General features: G+C 61.4%; 18 protein-coding genes and 1 tRNA gene. 13 read left to right on the top strand and 6 right to left on the bottom strand.

Annotated features, from left to right (window positions below; genetic code table 11):
* Positions 1-54 precede the first annotated feature (54 nt).
* The 6 genes from MSTE_RS17335 (at position 55) to MSTE_RS17310 (ending at position 3,917) form a co-directional block, all read left to right on the top strand.
* Positions 55-127 (top strand) — tRNA-Ala (locus tag MSTE_RS17335).
* Positions 128-333: 206 nt separating this feature from the next.
* On the top strand, positions 334-648 hold the full coding sequence (locus MSTE_RS17330; RefSeq protein ID WP_096503056.1) for a WXG100 family type VII secretion target: 315 nt from the start codon (positions 334-336) through the stop codon (positions 646-648).
* 4 nt (positions 649-652) lie between these two features.
* Entirely contained in the window at positions 653-2,425 is a 1,773-nt protein-coding gene (locus MSTE_RS17325; RefSeq protein WP_096503054.1) for an HNH/ENDO VII family nuclease, read from the top strand.
* 28 nt (positions 2,426-2,453) lie between these two features.
* On the top strand, positions 2,454-2,984 hold the full coding sequence (locus MSTE_RS17320; protein WP_096503052.1) for a hypothetical protein: 531 nt from the start codon (positions 2,454-2,456) through the stop codon (positions 2,982-2,984).
* 5 nt (positions 2,985-2,989) lie between these two features.
* The gene (locus tag MSTE_RS17315; protein ID WP_096503050.1) at positions 2,990-3,355 is read left to right on the top strand and encodes an immunity protein Imm33 domain-containing protein; all 366 of its coding nucleotides are present in this window, start codon (positions 2,990-2,992) and stop codon (positions 3,353-3,355) included.
* Between the two features lie 121 nt (positions 3,356-3,476).
* Positions 3,477-3,917, top strand: a complete 441-nt coding sequence (locus MSTE_RS17310) for a DUF2510 domain-containing protein (protein WP_231896910.1) — start codon at positions 3,477-3,479, stop codon at positions 3,915-3,917.
* Between the two features lie 10 nt (positions 3,918-3,927).
* Here MSTE_RS17310 and MSTE_RS17305 read toward each other — a convergent pair.
* Positions 3,928-5,105 (bottom strand): IS3 family transposase gene (locus MSTE_RS17305; RefSeq protein WP_408645809.1). Its coding sequence is split into 2 segments (ribosomal slippage): positions 3,928-4,836 and positions 4,839-5,105, totalling 1,176 coding nucleotides; the frame shifts between segments, so codons are not numbered across the junction.
* A gap of 44 nt (positions 5,106-5,149) precedes the next feature.
* On the opposite strand from MSTE_RS17305, the gene MSTE_RS17300 reads away from it, so the two are divergent.
* Complete coding sequence (locus MSTE_RS17300; protein ID WP_193442035.1) at positions 5,150-5,512, top strand: DUF4352 domain-containing protein; 363 nt, start codon at positions 5,150-5,152, stop codon at positions 5,510-5,512.
* 19 nt (positions 5,513-5,531) lie between these two features.
* On the opposite strand, the gene MSTE_RS17295 is transcribed toward MSTE_RS17300, so the two are convergent.
* The 4 genes from MSTE_RS17295 to MSTE_RS17280 all read right to left on the bottom strand — a co-directional run bounded on the left by MSTE_RS17295 (position 5,532) and on the right by MSTE_RS17280 (position 9,054).
* Positions 5,532-5,990, bottom strand: a complete 459-nt coding sequence (locus MSTE_RS17295) for a hypothetical protein (RefSeq protein ID WP_096503046.1) — start codon at positions 5,988-5,990, stop codon at positions 5,532-5,534.
* 3 nt (positions 5,991-5,993) lie between these two features.
* Positions 5,994-8,084 (bottom strand): NucA/NucB deoxyribonuclease domain-containing protein, encoded by a 2,091-nt coding sequence (locus MSTE_RS17290; protein ID WP_096503044.1) that lies wholly within the window; start codon positions 8,082-8,084, stop codon positions 5,994-5,996.
* 461 nt (positions 8,085-8,545) lie between these two features.
* On the bottom strand, positions 8,546-8,911 hold the full coding sequence (locus MSTE_RS17285) for a hypothetical protein (RefSeq protein ID WP_096503042.1): 366 nt from the start codon (positions 8,909-8,911) through the stop codon (positions 8,546-8,548).
* The gene (locus MSTE_RS17280; protein WP_231896909.1) at positions 8,908-9,054 is read right to left on the bottom strand and encodes a hypothetical protein; all 147 of its coding nucleotides are present in this window, start codon (positions 9,052-9,054) and stop codon (positions 8,908-8,910) included. Before MSTE_RS17280 ends, MSTE_RS17285 begins: the two co-directional genes overlap by 4 nt.
* Before the next feature lie 85 nt (positions 9,055-9,139).
* Between MSTE_RS17280 and MSTE_RS17275 the strand changes: the two genes are divergently transcribed.
* From MSTE_RS17275 to MSTE_RS17250, 6 genes are all read left to right on the top strand, one after another.
* Entirely contained in the window at positions 9,140-9,895 is a 756-nt protein-coding gene (locus MSTE_RS17275) for a helix-turn-helix domain-containing protein (protein WP_231896908.1), read from the top strand.
* Positions 9,896-9,944: 49 nt separating this feature from the next.
* The gene (locus tag MSTE_RS17270; RefSeq protein ID WP_096503038.1) at positions 9,945-10,373 is read left to right on the top strand and encodes a hypothetical protein; all 429 of its coding nucleotides are present in this window, start codon (positions 9,945-9,947) and stop codon (positions 10,371-10,373) included.
* Positions 10,370-10,576 (top strand): DUF3263 domain-containing protein, encoded by a 207-nt coding sequence (locus MSTE_RS17265; protein ID WP_096503036.1) that lies wholly within the window; start codon positions 10,370-10,372, stop codon positions 10,574-10,576. Before MSTE_RS17270 ends, MSTE_RS17265 begins: the two co-directional genes overlap by 4 nt.
* The gene (locus MSTE_RS17260; RefSeq protein ID WP_096503034.1) at positions 10,567-11,034 is read left to right on the top strand and encodes a hypothetical protein; all 468 of its coding nucleotides are present in this window, start codon (positions 10,567-10,569) and stop codon (positions 11,032-11,034) included. Before MSTE_RS17265 ends, MSTE_RS17260 begins: the two co-directional genes overlap by 10 nt.
* Positions 11,035-11,128: 94 nt before the next feature.
* Positions 11,129-12,382, top strand: a complete 1,254-nt coding sequence (locus MSTE_RS17255; protein ID WP_096503032.1) for a site-specific integrase — start codon at positions 11,129-11,131, stop codon at positions 12,380-12,382.
* Positions 12,383-12,465: 83 nt separating this feature from the next.
* Positions 12,466-13,271 (top strand): IS5 family transposase gene (locus tag MSTE_RS17250; RefSeq protein ID WP_231896907.1). Its coding sequence is split into 2 segments (ribosomal slippage): positions 12,466-12,810 and positions 12,813-13,271, totalling 804 coding nucleotides; the frame shifts between segments, so codons are not numbered across the junction.
* A 417-nt stretch (positions 13,272-13,688) separates the two neighbouring features.
* Here the strand turns inward: MSTE_RS17250 and treA are convergent.
* Positions 13,689-15,329: an alpha,alpha-trehalase TreA gene (gene treA / locus MSTE_RS17245; protein WP_269458248.1), complete on the bottom strand. Its 1,641-nt coding sequence runs from the start codon at positions 15,327-15,329 to the stop codon at positions 13,689-13,691.
* Positions 15,330-15,527 lie beyond the last annotated feature (198 nt).

Below are 15,527 nucleotides of genomic sequence, written 5' to 3'. Positions count from 1 at the left end.
ATTTTGAGAGCCCGTCGCCGTGGTGTAACTTCGTCCGAGCACACAACTTAACATGGGGCTATGGCGCAGCTGGTAGCGCACCACACTGGCAGTGTGGGGGTCAGGGGTTCGAGTCCCCTTAGCTCCACAATAATCCCAGGTCACAGGCCTGGGATTCTTTGTATCCGGGGGCGAAAATGCCCGAAGTCATCACTAAATCATCACTAATTCGCACGACGACCGTCCGCGCTGGTCAGCGCTATGCGCGGCCTTGCCCGTTGCGGCGGCAAACTCAACGGCGATACCATCCGGCAATGACCGACTGGGAGCCAGGCGGTGCGAGGGGGTGTTGCTGTGGGCCAGTTGCAGGTCAGTCCTGAGTCGCTGCATGTGTCGGCCAATGAGATGGATCGGCTGCTGGCTACGCATCGGGCGGCACACACCAAAGCTCACGCTCTCATAGATGCCGCCATGTCGGGATGGGTAGGTGGCGCGGCCTCGGCCCTTGGGTCCACAGCCACCGAGTTGCAAGGCCATTCCAAGCATGTCGAGAACGAGTCGACCCACTACCGTGACACTCTCGATCAGATCGGGTACGGGTTCGCCGGGATGGAAGAACAGACGGCGATCAACATCCTGAACTCCCGACCACCGCAGGCAAAGGCATAGCCGCATGTCGTTGTCGCTGGCCGAGATTAAACGCGTCAAGGTCCAGACGTTCCGCGATGTAGCCGATGGGCTCGAAGCGATGGCAGAGGCGAACCGCGACATGAAACGGGGCGTAGAGCGGCTGCCGATCATGGGCGAGGGCTGGAAAGGCCTCTCCGGGGACGCGGCCCACCATGAGCTTGATGGGCACGGCAGATATCTCGAAGGCCATGCCGACGCCCAAACCGGCGCGGCCGGCAAAATCCGGGTAGCTGCCGATGAGTTCGAGGGTGTGCAACAGCTGCTCAAGAAAATCGAAAACGATGCTGCCAACGGCAAATTCACGATCAACTACGACACCGGCGAAGTCACCCCGCCGAACGGCAAGTACGACAAAAACGAACTGGACTACCTGACCAGCACCCTGCGGCAGATTCAGGCAGCCGGGGACCGCGCCAACGCCGACTTAGAGGCAGCTGTCAAAGCCGCCAAGACACTTCCGGACCCATCCGGTGCGGCTGCGCAGGCGTTGCCCGCCGTGCCGGGCTCAGCCATCAAGCCCAACGGTGCCGCTGGAGCGCTACAGAACTTGGCAGCACCCAACCCTGACGGTGATCCCGGTGCGACTAAGGCTGCCGCTGCCGGTGCCGATACCCAAGCCAATTACAAAGAGTGGTATCCGAAAGCGCCCGCGACGGGCGACAAGATCACGATCGACCCGACGAAGGCGGGCAGCTTCGCCGGGACTGTCGGTGCGCTCGACAAGCTGCCTGGCGCCTCCAAGCCCCCGGATGGTTTCGGTACCGGTGTGGCCCGCCAATTCGGGCAGGGAGTCAACCAGGCCATCGACGGAATGATCGATGAGGCTAAGAGCAAGGTAGGCCTGAACGGGGCTGACAAGTTCAAAGAGGCGTGGGTCGGCACCGCCAAAGGCATCGAAAACGAAATGGTCAACCAACTGCTCCCCGGCGTCGGAATGGCTCAAGACGCCAAGGGCATGATCGACCAAGGGGTCACTTCCTATCAGCACCCCGAAACCATCCCCAAAAACGTCGGTGCGGGACTGGCCCAGGCGGGTGCGGTCGCGGCGACCGGTCCACTGGCCGGGGAAGCCGCAGCCGGGGCGCGAGGACTGCTCGGTGATGCCACCATCGCCGGTCGCGGAGGCCTTCTCGATCCGCCAGCCCTTCCGCATGACATGCCCCCGGCGGCAGGGCATGCGCCCGCAGAAGTACCAAGCGGCCCAACCCATCCCGGACCCGTAGTCGATCACCCGACCCCCGTTGTCGACCATCCAGTCCCGAACGCCTCGGACGGTCCTTCGCACCATTCCGGGCCGTTACCTCCGCAAGGCGAACCTGGCAGCTTCGGATATGACGCCGATGGAAACCGTTTGCCGTATGCGAACAGCGGCAGACCAGACTACGGGCCAACGCAGTTGGAAGACGTTTGGAATAACTCGCGTGACGAGCAGATGGGCCAGATAGGCGACAAGCTTCTGAACCTGCCTGAGCCCGGTGCAGGTCAGCAGTGGGTCGAGCTACATCCGAATGGTCCGCGTGGGGATGATTGGGTAGTTCAGGATGGTCATCGACTTATCGAATGGGAGCCTGGCGAGCCTCGAAAAGGCCTGTGGGACATGGGCCATGTGGGAGGAAGTGAGTACCGTGACCTCAAACAGGACTACCTGCGGGGCGATTTGACATACGATGAGTTCCTGGAGATATATCGCGACCCCGAGAACTATCGGGTACAGGACCCCTACCGAAATCGATCGCATATTGACGAGGGGCCATGAACAATTCAACGAGTAAACGGACCGAATCATGAGCCTGTTGTATGCCGCGCAGAGGGCATCCTATGAGGACTTCCTCAAGGAATACACGCCCGCCGACGCGACGAAGCTGGCGTCAGGTGGTCGTACGCTCTTGTTCAAATCGGTTTCCAACAAAGACGTTAAAGCACGCGTGGCCATCACTACGCGGTTACTTGACGACGGGGCTGACCCGTCAGTAGTCGCGGACGGCATCAATGTGCTGCACGTGCTGTTCGACACACGCACACATGACACGGCGTACGAATCTCCGATGCTCCGCCGCCTGATCGGTGGCGGTGCCGATGTCAATCTGGTCTCCAAGCGCTTCGGTCCGCCACTGGCGGTGTTCATTCAGCACGGCCCTTCTCCGGAGGCTGAGCGCGTCCCCTTCTATGACGTGCTTTTCGAGCAGCCAAACCTGGATCTGAACGCGCCGTACGGCAAGGGCACTTTGCGTGACCTCATTTTCAACTCGGCTTGGAACCTGCCCCTACTGCGCGAGCGTGTTGAGGCATACGAGTCTGCACGAAACGGGGCCTAACTCGCGTGAGTGATTACATCGAGTTCATCCCGAAAGCCGGTGCGTGCCTTGCTACAACAAATGTCATGGAGCGCCGGGGAAAAGTGCGCTGGATGGTGAGGGCACCTTCCACAGGTGGCGCGGACAACGGTTGGCAGATCATGAGCGATATCGATACTTCTGACTACCTAAACAACGGCGCCAACTGGCAGATCGTGGACTACAACGATGTCTGTTACATCGAGCCTGCGCTAGTTGGCATCTGGGACTTCGAAGTTGGCTCCGACCTTCAGATCGTTCGCGACAAGCGTGGCATCACCATCTACGACAACCCCACCGGCTTACAGATTCCAGACGAGAATTTCTACGTGCCGCCACAGTTCCGGGCGTGAGGCAAATAGTTATCCCTGGCGCGTCCCATCGGGGACTGACATCGAGGCGGTATGGGCCGCAACAGTCGGCACTTGCCGACGCCGGATAGCTGCCTTCCGATTCCCTGTATGGACGCTGTGGGTGGCAAGTACGCTTACCGCCGGTCAGGGGTATCGCATCGAGGGGAAGGCTTTCGCCATGTCATCACCACAGTCAGCGGCTCCGGGCTGGTATCCCGACCCATCTGGGGCGCCGGGGCAGCGCTATTTCGACGGCACCGCCTGGACCGTTACTGCGCCGCCACCGCCACCTGCACCGGCACCCAAGAAGAGCCGCAAGTGGCCGTGGATTGTCGGCGGTGTGGTGTTGCTCCTCATCGTCGCCGGTCTGGCTGGAGGCAAGAAGGAAGACGCCAAGCCCGCTGGCGCAAAGCCTGTAGCCAGCGCCCCACAGTCGGCCCCGAGTGCGAGCGTGGCGGTGGAGAAGTCCACGCCGGGCGTTGGCTCCGAGGTTCGGGACGGCAAGTTCGCTTTCGTGGTGAGCAAGATCGACATTGGTCAGAGGGGTCTGCTGCACGGATAGGTGACAGTCTTTAGGCGGCCTGATTGGCCGGTGTGGTCATGATGGTCTCGTATTCGATGGGGGTCAACTTGCCGAGGGCGGGTTGGCGTCGGCGGCGGTGGTAGGTGCGTTCGATCCAGGTCACGATCGCTGTCCGTAGTTCGTCGCGGGTGTTCCATCGGCGCCGATTCAGGACGTTCTTTTGCAGCAGGGAAAAGAAGGACTCCATCGCGGCGTTATCACCGGCGGCGCCAATCCGGCCCATGGAGCCAATCATGTTGTGCCGGTTGAGGGTATGCACGAATTTTCGGGACCGAAATTGGCTGCCCCGGTCGCTGTGGACGATGCACCCACTCACATCGCCACGGCGGGCCACCGCATTGTTGAGCGCGGTCACCGCTAGGGCAGCTTTCATGCGGTTACTGATGGAATAGCCGACGATGCGGTTGGAGAACACGTCCTTGATCGCGCACAGATAGAGCTTGCCTTCGCTGGTCCGGTGTTCGGTGATATCGGTCAACCACAACATGTTTGGGGTGGTTGCGGTGAAATTGCGGCATACCAGATCGTTGTGAACAGGTGGGCCTGGTTTCTTGCCGACACGGCTGCGTTTCTTGCCGAATGCCGACCACCAGCGGTTCTCGCGGCAGCGTTTCCACACCGTCCGGTCAGACACAGCGATTCCCGCGGCCCGGACTTCATCAGCGAGGAATCGGTAGCCGAACTCGGGGTCATCACGGTGGGCGTCATAGACCGCGTTCGTCACTGACGCTTGCACCCACTCAGTTCCAGTGACCGGGCCAGCACACCAGCGATAAAATGGCTGACGAGCGATTTTGAGGACCCGGCACGTCACCGTGACGGGAACACCGTCGGCGGCCAGCTCACGAACGAGCGGGTACATCATTTTGGGGACTGACCCAGCTTGAGGTTGGCCTGCGACAAATAGGCCGCCGCCCGCCGCAACACCTCATTTTCCTGCTCCAGCAACCGGACTCGCTTCTTGAGTTCGCGGTTCTCGGCGGACTCAGTGGCGGTCACACCAGGGCGAACCCCCTCATCGACATCGGATTGGCGTATCCATTTCGACAGCGTCATCGGGTGAATACCGAAATCAGCAGCGACCTGCTCCAACGTCACACCAGCATCGCGATCACGGGCAATTCGCACCACATCGGCACGGAACTCTGCAGGAAACGGCTTCGGCACAGCGACATCCTTCCAGGCCCACCCCACAGGGCAAGCCATCTCAGTTGTCACCTATCCGTGCACCAGACCCGAGCGTCGTTGGTCGCGATGACAACCAATTCATGCAGAAAAAGGCCCAAGGCGAATGGGCAGTGCTGTCGATGACGGTCACCAACATCGGCGACAAGCCACAGACATTCTTCGCTGAGAACCAGAAACTCATCGCGGGCGGCAAGACCTTCTCTGCTGACAGCACCGCGTCCATGTACCTCGGCAATGACGCGCTAATGGCAGAGATCAACCCCGGCAACAAGGTTGATGTTCAGGTCGCCTTCGACGTGCCCGTGGGTACCGAGCCTGATCAGGTCAAGCTGCATGACTCGGCCTTCTCGGGCGGCGTAGCCGTCAACCTCCGCCGGACGAGCTAGATCTAGCTGCCGTGTGTTGTCAGGTCAGGTCGTAGCGGATCAGGATGTTCACATCGCTGGGGCCGCTGATTGGGTGCTCACCATGGTCGGGATATGTCACTGTCTTGATCACTGCGTCGGTGAAGATCTGCAGACGAATCGGCCCGGTTCGTTCCAGCGGAACGTGATTCAGTTCGTCCTCGTCGTGCAGGATCTCACCCAGTCCCAAGAAGGGCTGGGTGAACGTCACGTTCTGATCGAAGATGAGTTCGCCGAGCCCTTGTGTGTCGGTTCCTTTGTAGACACGAGCCACTACGTCACGTTCGATCGTTTCGGCTTCGTCAGCGGACATCGTGTAGACGGAGACGCTGCTCTCTGATGCGTCGAACGCGGCACCTTCTGTTACTCCGTCAGGGATATCCGATGTGCCAGGGTCTTCGATCTTGATCTGGCTACCGTCCGGGTAGATCTCGCCTTCGAAGAGAAGCTCATTGGGCATGATCTAGTGGCGTCCTGTTCTGGAGCGTTTGGCGCGGTTGCCCTTGCCATTGCCCTTGTTGTTCTTCTTGCTGCCGTTGCTCTTGGAATGTGAACCGCTGTCGTGCGAGCTGCTGTTCCCATTATGAGTGCTGGCGGTGTTCTGAGAGGGGCGAGCGCCTTCCCTGGCGTGGTCACGGGCCTGGTTGGTAGTCGACGTGTTGCGCACGGCTTGGTTGTCGCGCTGTTGGGCTTCGGATTCGCGCCGTGCGTGAACAGTTTGGGGCTCGTTGTTGTGCTGTGCCTGCTGTTGGCTCACGCTGTTGACCATCCGGGCGCCCTGCAGGGCTTTGGAGCGCTGCGTCTGAGACGCCTGCTCAGCGCGAGCGGCTTGGACCTGGCGCAGGTCGGCGGGTGACGATGGGCGCTCCGGGACCCGGGCGGGCGACTGCGGCGCGGTGGGCGGCTTAAGTACGCAGCGTTGGCAGTTCAGCTCGCCCTGGTTGTTGCGGTAGGCGAACTGGTAGTTGTCGCCTGGTTTGATCTTGAATCGCGTGTAGAGGGTGCGGAGTAGGTCGCGTTCCTTGATGCTCTCGTCGGCGGGCAGATGCTTGACATCGGCCTTCCCGTCGCGACTTTCAGCCGAGGACGCGGGCGGTGATTCGTCCCGGTGCATGCCGGGCTCGGGCTTGGTTCCGCGCATGTTGCCGCGCCGGTTGATCTTGGTCTGCTCGGCGGTCTCTTTGGTCATCACGTCCGGCGCGGTCTCGGCTTTGTGCTGGTAGTGACCCGCCATGTCCTTTTCGCTGTAGACGGCGGTCGGGTGCTCGGTGACGTGCCCGCAGTTCATGCCCGTGCACGCCGGGTGCACCTCCGGGACGTACTTGCCCGGTGGCGCGTTGGGGGCCTTGGGAACCACAGGCGCCTTGCCTGCTTCACCCACCTCCCTAGCCAGTTGTGCTGGATTGGTGGCGGTTTCGGGGGTTACGCGGGTAAGGGTGGAGGCCTCCGAAGCGATGTCGTCGGCCTTCTTGACCCCTTGCTCGAGGGCGTTCTCGGCGACGTTTTCGACAGTCTTCTTGGCTAGACCTTGTGGGGTGACGGCGGCGAGGATCTGCATCCCAGCCGAGAAGTTCTGCAGGCCCTTGTTATTGGGGTCCGTGGCGGCGACAGCTTCAGTGCCGGTTGCAGCGATATTCAGGGTCAGGGAGACCCTGGCGAGCACGCCGGCACCAGCGGCCGAGCCGACACCGGTCGCCATCAACGCGGAGCTGCCCACAATCACTGCCGACTCCAGCGGGTGCTGGCGAACCTGATCGCCGACCGCTTGGGCTTGCAGCTGCTGGCCGTCAGCCAGGGGCTCGAAGGCCTTACCGATGGCTTCGCCAGCCTTGACGAATCCGTGTCCGATTGCATCGAGGGTGTGGTCGACGTCGGACCAGCCGAACTGGGAGTAGTCACCGCCCACGGAGATGGGTGGGTCAACGTAGACGGGCCAGGTGGTGGATTCGGTGGGTGAGATGACTTCGGAGACTTGGTACAGCTGCGGGGCAACCTGTTTGGCGACATAGGCCGAGTACACAATCCGGCCGGTCGCATCGCGGGCCTCCGCCGGGGACATCACCCCGAGGGTTTCGGCTTGTTCGGTGGCCCGGTTCAGGGTGAGGTGTCCGCTGGAGTGCATGAGCATCACGGTGTCTGCGGGAGTGCTCACGTAGGTGGTCACAGACCGAACACCGTCGGGGCCGTTGATACGCGCCACGGTGCGGTAACCGTCACGGGTGTTCTCGGCAAGCAGATCGAATCCGGCGCCCTGGTCCGGGTACACCATCTGCCCGGCCCTGGTGAGTTGACCGCCACCGAGGTTTGCGGGCAGAGCCATTTCCACGGGACCTGCCGGGCTCTGGGATACCAAACCGGCTGCTGGATTCACTGGCAGGCCCGCTGAGCGCTCCGCGCTGGTCAGCGAGGTGTCGAGTCCATTTGCCGAATTCTGAAACGCCGTTGTCGCGGCGAGGCCGAACTGTTCGGCTGCTGACGGCGCCGGGGTACTCGCCGGGAGCTGTACCCCGGTCAGTGGGAGTGCGACGGCCACGAGGACCGCCAGTGCCTTCATCGCTGAGGGCAACCGTCTTGTCGGCGCCGTTAGGAAACTTTGATCGAGGCCTTCATGGCGGTGTGCGGGCCATATCCGATGGCATTCCCGCACCGAAATAAGCTTGCCCTTACTGAGGAGGGAAGTCTTGTTCTCGGACATAGCAAAGGAATGTACACCCAGCCCAAGACATGTAAAAGCCGATGTAATCGACGATTATTGATCGTCAGCACACCGGACTCAGGGAAATTGGCTTTAAACCATCAGCGAGCTGCGGATACTTCGCTCCGGTGATGTCCACCTCACGGCGCTGGTGTCGGCGATGGTTCATCGCTGGGGAACTTTGCGGAAACCCTGCCGCAAACATCGGGTCAGGAGGCGTGGTGACGGCGAAAAGGGCTGCCCCCGCGCTCGAACCATCGGGGGGGTGAGGTGAGCGCGGGGGCAGCCAGAACACTAACAGCAGATCGATGAACAGTTCGCTACAGCCGCCCTTCAAGCTGTTCGGGTAGTGGTGGTACGTCGCCGGTACCGCCGCCTTGAATCCATCGTCGAAGCTCACGCAGGTGAGCCAGGGCGATAGCTAGCACCTTCTGCTCTTCAGTCAGCCGATCCTCAAGCGCTTTGACGCGGCCACCGAGTGCACCAATGGCGGCGTTGTGGGCTTCCCGCTGTTCAGTCATGGCAGCGGCGAACGTCTCGCGCTGCTCGGTTGCGAACGCTTTCCAGTCGGCAGAGCTGTTGGCGTCCTTCGCGTTCCGGCGGTCTACTAGCGACTTGATGGCCGTGCCGATGACACCGCCAGCGAGCAGGCTGACGGCAACTTCGAGCCACTGGTCGAGGGTCACTGGTCCGTCTCGTCAGTCTTCGCTGACCCGCTGCGTGGGATGTGTGCGGTGGCGACGACTTGTCCACCGACCACGAACACAGTCGAGATCAGATTCAGCCACAGCGGTGCGGCCTTCTCGTCAACGACGTTGTAGTACAGCATTAGCGAAAATGCTGCGACGGCAACGGCGTAGAGCCACAGTCGCGCCTTCGGGGTCAAAGAAACTCACAGCGGCTGAGGTCGCAGAGTGAGGTCCCTGCTTGACATCGGCACTGTGGGCTCCACTTTCCTGCCACAGCTAGCGCAGGGCGCAACCAATGCCGCCAACTCATTCGCGAAGTTCGTCGCAGACGCACGCGAGACGGGCCGCATGCAGCAGTGGATTCAGACCGGCATCGATGCGATGCGCCAACTCGGGGACATCGCAGGCAATCTGGGCTCCACCATCGCCGGGGTGTTCCGCGCTGGCCAGGGCGTAGGCGGTGGGTTCCTGTCGTCGCTGCAAACAGTGACGCAGACGATGAGCGACTTCGTCAACTCGGCACAAGGCCAAACCGCGCTCGGCGCGTTCTTCACCGGCGCCAACGAAGCGCTGGCCGCACTGTCCCCGATCCTTAAGACGGTCGGCGAGAGCGTGCTCGGCACCATCCTGCCCGCCTTCACCAGCCTGGGTACTGCAGCCGCCCCGGCGTTGCAGGCGGTGTTCACCAATCTGGCCGAGGTGATGAAGACCCTCGCCCCGGTGGTCACTTCGCTTTCCGGCCCAATCTCGACGCTACTCAACGCGCTCGGGCCAGCTGTGGTGGTTGGCGTCCACCGCAGTGTCATCAGCAAGTTCGAGAACCAAACGGAAGATCCGAAGCTCTCGACCCTGCTTCGCTACGCCCACGCGGTCGGCGCCGACCTCGATTTCGGAGTGCGGCAGGGCAACGCTCCCGCACCTCAGCACGTCAGGCCCGCCACCAGCGTTTCCGGCCCAGTAGGGCAAACAACACGCCTGTAGTTCCTGGTCAGCGCTGTATATGTCGGTGACCTAATTTAAGTCGCGACTCATGAAGACGCATCACTGGCACCCATGGCGAACCCTCGCCATTCAATACCCACACATCGCCGTTTCCTGCGATCACGTCCTGCCCCGGGGAGTGGCCGGACTAATCAAGGGAAACACCATCTGGCTGTGCAAGAGCCTCACACAGGCTGAGCGACGCTCGACGCTCACACACGAATTGATCCACGTTGACCGAGGCATCGCGCCTGTGGTCCATCGGGCCCGTGAGGAGCATTACGTCGACGTGCTGGCTGCGCAACGGCTCATCCCGCTGTCTGCGCTGCTGCATGGGTTGCAGTGGACCAACGATGATTACAAACTGGCAGAAGAGCTTTGGACTGACGTGCACACTGTGCGCGTTCGCCGACAAAATCTCACACAGGTCGAACGGGCTTGGCTCGCCGACCGGGTCGAAGACCCGGAACGCCCATGAACATCGCGGAAGCCCTTGAACTGGAACGCATGTGGTGGCGCCTGCTTGGCGCGAAGGATGAAGCCATTCGTGAGCGCTTTGGCCTGTCGCCGGTCCGCTATTACCAACAGTTGAACGCAATCATCGAAACGCCCGAAGCGCTCGCGCTTGACGCGCAGACTGTCAACAGGTTGCGACGGATAAGGGGACTGAAATGGAGCTAGCCGGTTTCTTGGTACAGATTGTTGGTGCGGTGATCACGGGCGTGGGCCTGTTCGTGGCGTGGGACCGTGCATCAATCAGATCCAATAACTGGCGTGACAAGATCAAGGATTTTCGGGCTGGACTTCTTGGACGGCTCGCGGGGCTACGCGGCGATAACGTCATCACCCCCAAACCTGGAGCACTGACAGTGACGGGGCACACGCCGGGTGTGATAAATGCGCCTGTGGATCCCAAAGAGAGAATTGACTACATTCTAAAAATGCTGTCGCAGTTAGACATCCGTATTGATGGAATCAATTCTGCGATCGAGACAGAAGTCGCCGAACTCAGTCAGGCTGAGAAGTTGGTCGAAGTACGTGACATCGGCTGGGCAATAGTCGGTCTTGGGGTTTCATTGTTCGGATTCCTGATCGAGCATGTGCCAATGCTTATCAACCACTTCTGCCAATGCGATTGATGTAGAGGGGAATAGGGGAGTGACTATGCGAGGTAGACCGCCGCGACCTATCGGCGTACCGGGTGACGTTGATCTAGCCGAGGTACGGCCAGGTGTGTGGCGGGCCAAGTTGCGCGTCCGCGACGCCAGCGGTAAGCGCCGACAGATCATGCGCGTGAGTCCACCGCGCACCGACTCTCGCGGGCGCCCTGTGCCAGACAGAGATGGCGCGCGGGCGCGTGACGCCGTGCTGGGCGCCGCCTCCGATCTGTCGGTGTCGGTGCTCGATGCGGAGCTGTCGACAGAGACGACTATTCGTGCCCTGTACTACGACCACTATCGGCCATACCTCGTAGACCAGGGGCGGGCGCCCGCGACACTTGACCGATATGACTTTGAGGCCAAGGGATTTGACTCGGCATTCGGCCACAGGCGCCTGATGGAGGCGCCAACCCCTGTCATGGAGAAGTTCCTGACAACGGTCGCTGAGACACGTGGCGCTGGGGCGGCGAAGTCGTCGCGGACAGTGCTATCGGGGATGTACAACTATGCGATCCGCATGAGCAATGGCGCCATTATGGTCAACCCGCTGCGCGAGGTGAAGCTAGCGCGACGCAAGGGCGGCAAGCGAGGCGGCGCGCGCCAGCTCAACGTCGATGAGGTGCGAGACATCCTCATCGCGATACGAACCTCGGACCTGCAGTGCCCCCGGATTCTGGCCAAGGCTGAACGCGAGAAAGGTATCGAAAGTTACACGCCGCCAACGGTTGCCGAGTTTTGCGCGGACGCTGACATTGTCGACTGGATTGTGATGCTGATTGCCACCAGTCACCGACGTAGTCAATCGCTCGCAACAACCTGGCCCGAGCTGGATCTGAAAGCCGGTGTCATGCGCCCCACCCGGAAGCTGATCCGCGTCAAGGGGCGAGGGTTGGTGCTGGTGCCCATTGAGGACGACACCAAGGGGTCCGACAATGAGATCGCCCTCCCACAGTTCGCTATTGATGCCCTCAAGATTCGGAAACGGCGCCTTGCCGAGCGCCGACTAGTTGACCCGCGTCCCGCCCCGACCGGCTGCGAAGACCTGGTGTTCCCCTCGGAGAACTGGACGCCTCGCGACCCGAACAATGTGGCGGCCCAGTGGCGCCGGGTGCGGTCGGCGCTGGGACTGCCAGTCAGCATCACGGCTCACAGTTTCCGCAAGGCCGTAGCCACCATTCTCGATGACGCCGGGCTGTCTGCACGCATTGCTGCCGATGTACTGGGGCATGCCGATCCGTCCATGACTCAGCGCTTCTATATGGCGCGCGGACGGGCGCACAGCGAAGCTGCGACGGCGCTACACCAGGCCATCGCGGGTGAGCCGTAGGCATCCTGGCATCGGCCAGGATGGTCATCACTAAGAGCGTGTCTTGTGTGGTTTGTGGGGTGGTTGGGGCATGATGTGCTGGTGTGAAAGAGCTTTCGTTGAGGTTGGTTCCGGACGAGTTGTGGGCGTTGGTGGAGCCGTTGTTGCCGGTGCAGCGGGTGCGTCCCCAGGGCGGCGGGACGGCGTATGCCGATGAGCGTGCGGTATTCACCGCGGTGGTGTTTGTGCTGGTCAGTGGGTGTGCCTGGCGGCATTTGCCACCATGTTTCGCAGTGACGGTCCCTACCGCGCATCGCCGGTTCGCCGAGTGGACCGCCGTCGGGGTATGGCGGCGTCTACAAGAAGCGGTACTCGATCGGCTCGGTGCCGATGGGGCATTGGATTGGTCACGGGCCGTGGTGGATTCGGCGTACGTGCGGGCTAAAAAAGGGGCGCCATGACCGGGCCGAGCCCGGTAGACCGGGGCAAAGCGGGTACCAAGATTCACGTGCTCACCGACGCGACCGGTCTGCCGTTGCAGACCGCGGTCACCGCCGCCAACACCTGGGACGGGCATGCGGTCCCGCCGCTGGTACGGGCACTGCCCGCCATCAAATCCCCGCGCGGGCCACGCAGGCGGCGACCGGCAAAACTGCACGCAGACAAGGCATACGACGCGAACCAGCTGCGGCAATGGCTCACCAATCGACACATCACACCCCGGATCGCCCGCCGCGGAACCGAATCCGGCGACCGGCTCGGCACCAAACGCTGGAAAGTCGAACGCACCATGTCCTGGCTCTTCACCTACCGCCGCCTGGGCACCCGCTGGGAACGCCACGACCATCTCTACGCCGCATTCCTCACACTCGCCGCCACCCTGGTCTGCTTCAGAAAACTATCCACATGAGACACGCTCTAAGTCATCACTAATTCGCGTGACGTCACGATTGTTCGCAACTGCGTTCGACTGTCTACGACTGCCCTAAATCGAGAGTATTCGCAGGTATAAGGCCATTTATCGACCGCGCTTGACTGTCGATGATTGTCTCTGCTAGTCCACATTTTCGCGATTGTGGGGGTCAGGGGTTCGAGTCCCCTTAGCTCCACCATAACGGGCTTACGCGAACCCGTGACCGTCACAATACGGCGGTCAGGGCGAGTCGGTCCGCTCGGGGAGAAACAACGCTAAGAGCCTCGGCAGTGCCGGGGCTCTTAGCGTTGTTTGTAGGGACTGGTAACGCGGTTGTGGCTGGTCCGGCGTCGTGTAACCGCTGTGCAGGCGGGGACCGCATCATGGATCTCGGCGAGAAGTGGTGTACCGGCCTCACATGCCGTAGAGGTCAAGCAGTTTCAGTGTGACGCCATTGGTCCAGCCGAAGCCGTCTTGCAGCGGGTACTCGCCGCCACCTCCGACCCGCGCGCTGTCTCCCTCGACCACGTACTTCTCGACCAGCTTGTCTTCCCTTGAATAGACGTGTTTCACAGTGTTGAGGAAGCGGACGCCGATTTCTTTGGCAAGTGCGGGCTCTCCATAGCGGCGCAAGCCATCGACCGCGATCCATTGCAATGGCGCCCAACCGTTGGGTGCGTCCCACTGTTGGCCGGTGTTCGTGGTAGTCGTTACCAGACCGCCGGGTTGCAGCAGCGTGTTGCGTGTTGCGCTGGCCGTCATCTTGGCGCGCTCGGGTGACGCAACACCGGTGAACAATGGATATAGGGCGGCCGCAGTGATCGCATCACGCGGCTGACGCAGCTGCCAGTCGTAGTCGCCGTAGTAGCCGTGTTCATTCCAAAGGTAGCGGTTGACTGCACTGGCGCGCTGCCGGGCGCGAGTCGAGAAGTCGGCAGTGCATGGGGCATCGCCTGTGATGGTGCAGCCTTTGGCGATTGTGGTCTCAAGTTGGAACATCAAGCTGTTCAGGTCGATTGGCACGATCGCGGTAGTTCGGATGCTCGCGAGCGTCTTGCCGTCGCCGAGCCAGCGTGAGCTGTAGTCCCAGCCGCTCTCGGCGCCGGCCCGTAGGTCGCGCCACACTTCGTGTGCAGGGCGGCCAGGTGCTTCCTCGGCGGTCTTGGTGTCTTCGAGATATGACTCATCGCGTCTGGTGTCGCTGGCGTCCCAGTAGCGGTTGAGGACCGTGCCGTCGGGCATGGTGACCACGTGGCGTGCCGCGGTGCCGGGCGGAGTTTCGTGCTCGCCCTGCATCCAGTACTCGTGCTCTTTGCGCAGCGCTGGCAGGTACTTTCGATAAATGCCATCGCCTTCCGCCTGCGCGGCGAGGTCCACCATGTTCGCGAAGAAGGGCGGTTGGGAGCGGCTCGCGTAATATGTGCGATTGCCGTTTGGCACATGACCTATCGTGTTGATGAGGTGTGCGAAGTTGTCGAGCATGTCATCGACAAGGTCCTCGCGTCCGGACACCTGCAGGCCGAGCATGGTGGAGTACGTGTCCCAGTAATAGCCTTCCTGGAACCGTCCGCCCGGCACTACATACGGTTTGGGTAGCGCGATCAATGAACTGTTCGGCGGCACAGTGACGCTCGCTCGTGTAAGCCTGGGCCACAGCCAGTCGATGTGTTCGCGCAGCGTCTGGTTTGGTGGTGGTGTGATGTGCTCGGCGGCCGGTGGTGTGAAGTGCTGTTCGGTGAACGCCTTGAGGGAAAAACCCGGTTCTGCTCTTTGTTGCTGATATAGCTGAACGATTGAGGCTGGGTCGGTATCTAACGTTGAATCGACAAAAGTCTTTTGATCGGGGTAAAGCTGCGCGCTCTGCACCGCGACGAAAAGATCTCCATAGAGTTGGTTTGGCGGCTGCGGCAGCACCGTATTCGCGGTCGGCTGCGTCGACTGTGTATCGGCCCGGTTGTCGCTTTCTGTCAGCGAGACACAGCTCGTGATGGTCATGCAGGCGGTGACTACCGCAAGGGTTTTGCGAAGCAGTGGTGCAGATTTCGGGTTAGTCAACCTGGCTGGTGCGGCCTGCCGTCGATTCAACGTGCGTGTCTCCTATTGTGGTTCTTGGGGTTTAGCCGCAGAGGTGACCTTACGGCAGGCCAACCGCAAGAAACCCGACGCCTGCGGGGTGCAGGCGCCTTCCTAGGTGGCGCAGTGACTGCGCCATCCGATGTCCAGGTCTCGTGCCGTGGATGCCTCTGCGGTGGC

Origin of the sequence: [Mycobacterium] stephanolepidis, from assembly GCF_002356335.1 — a bacterium.
In the GTDB taxonomy this organism is placed as follows: domain Bacteria; phylum Actinomycetota; class Actinomycetes; order Mycobacteriales; family Mycobacteriaceae; genus Mycobacterium; species Mycobacterium stephanolepidis.
The sequence above is the reverse complement of the archived record's forward strand: the minus strand, read 5'-3'. Positions and strand labels throughout refer to the sequence as shown.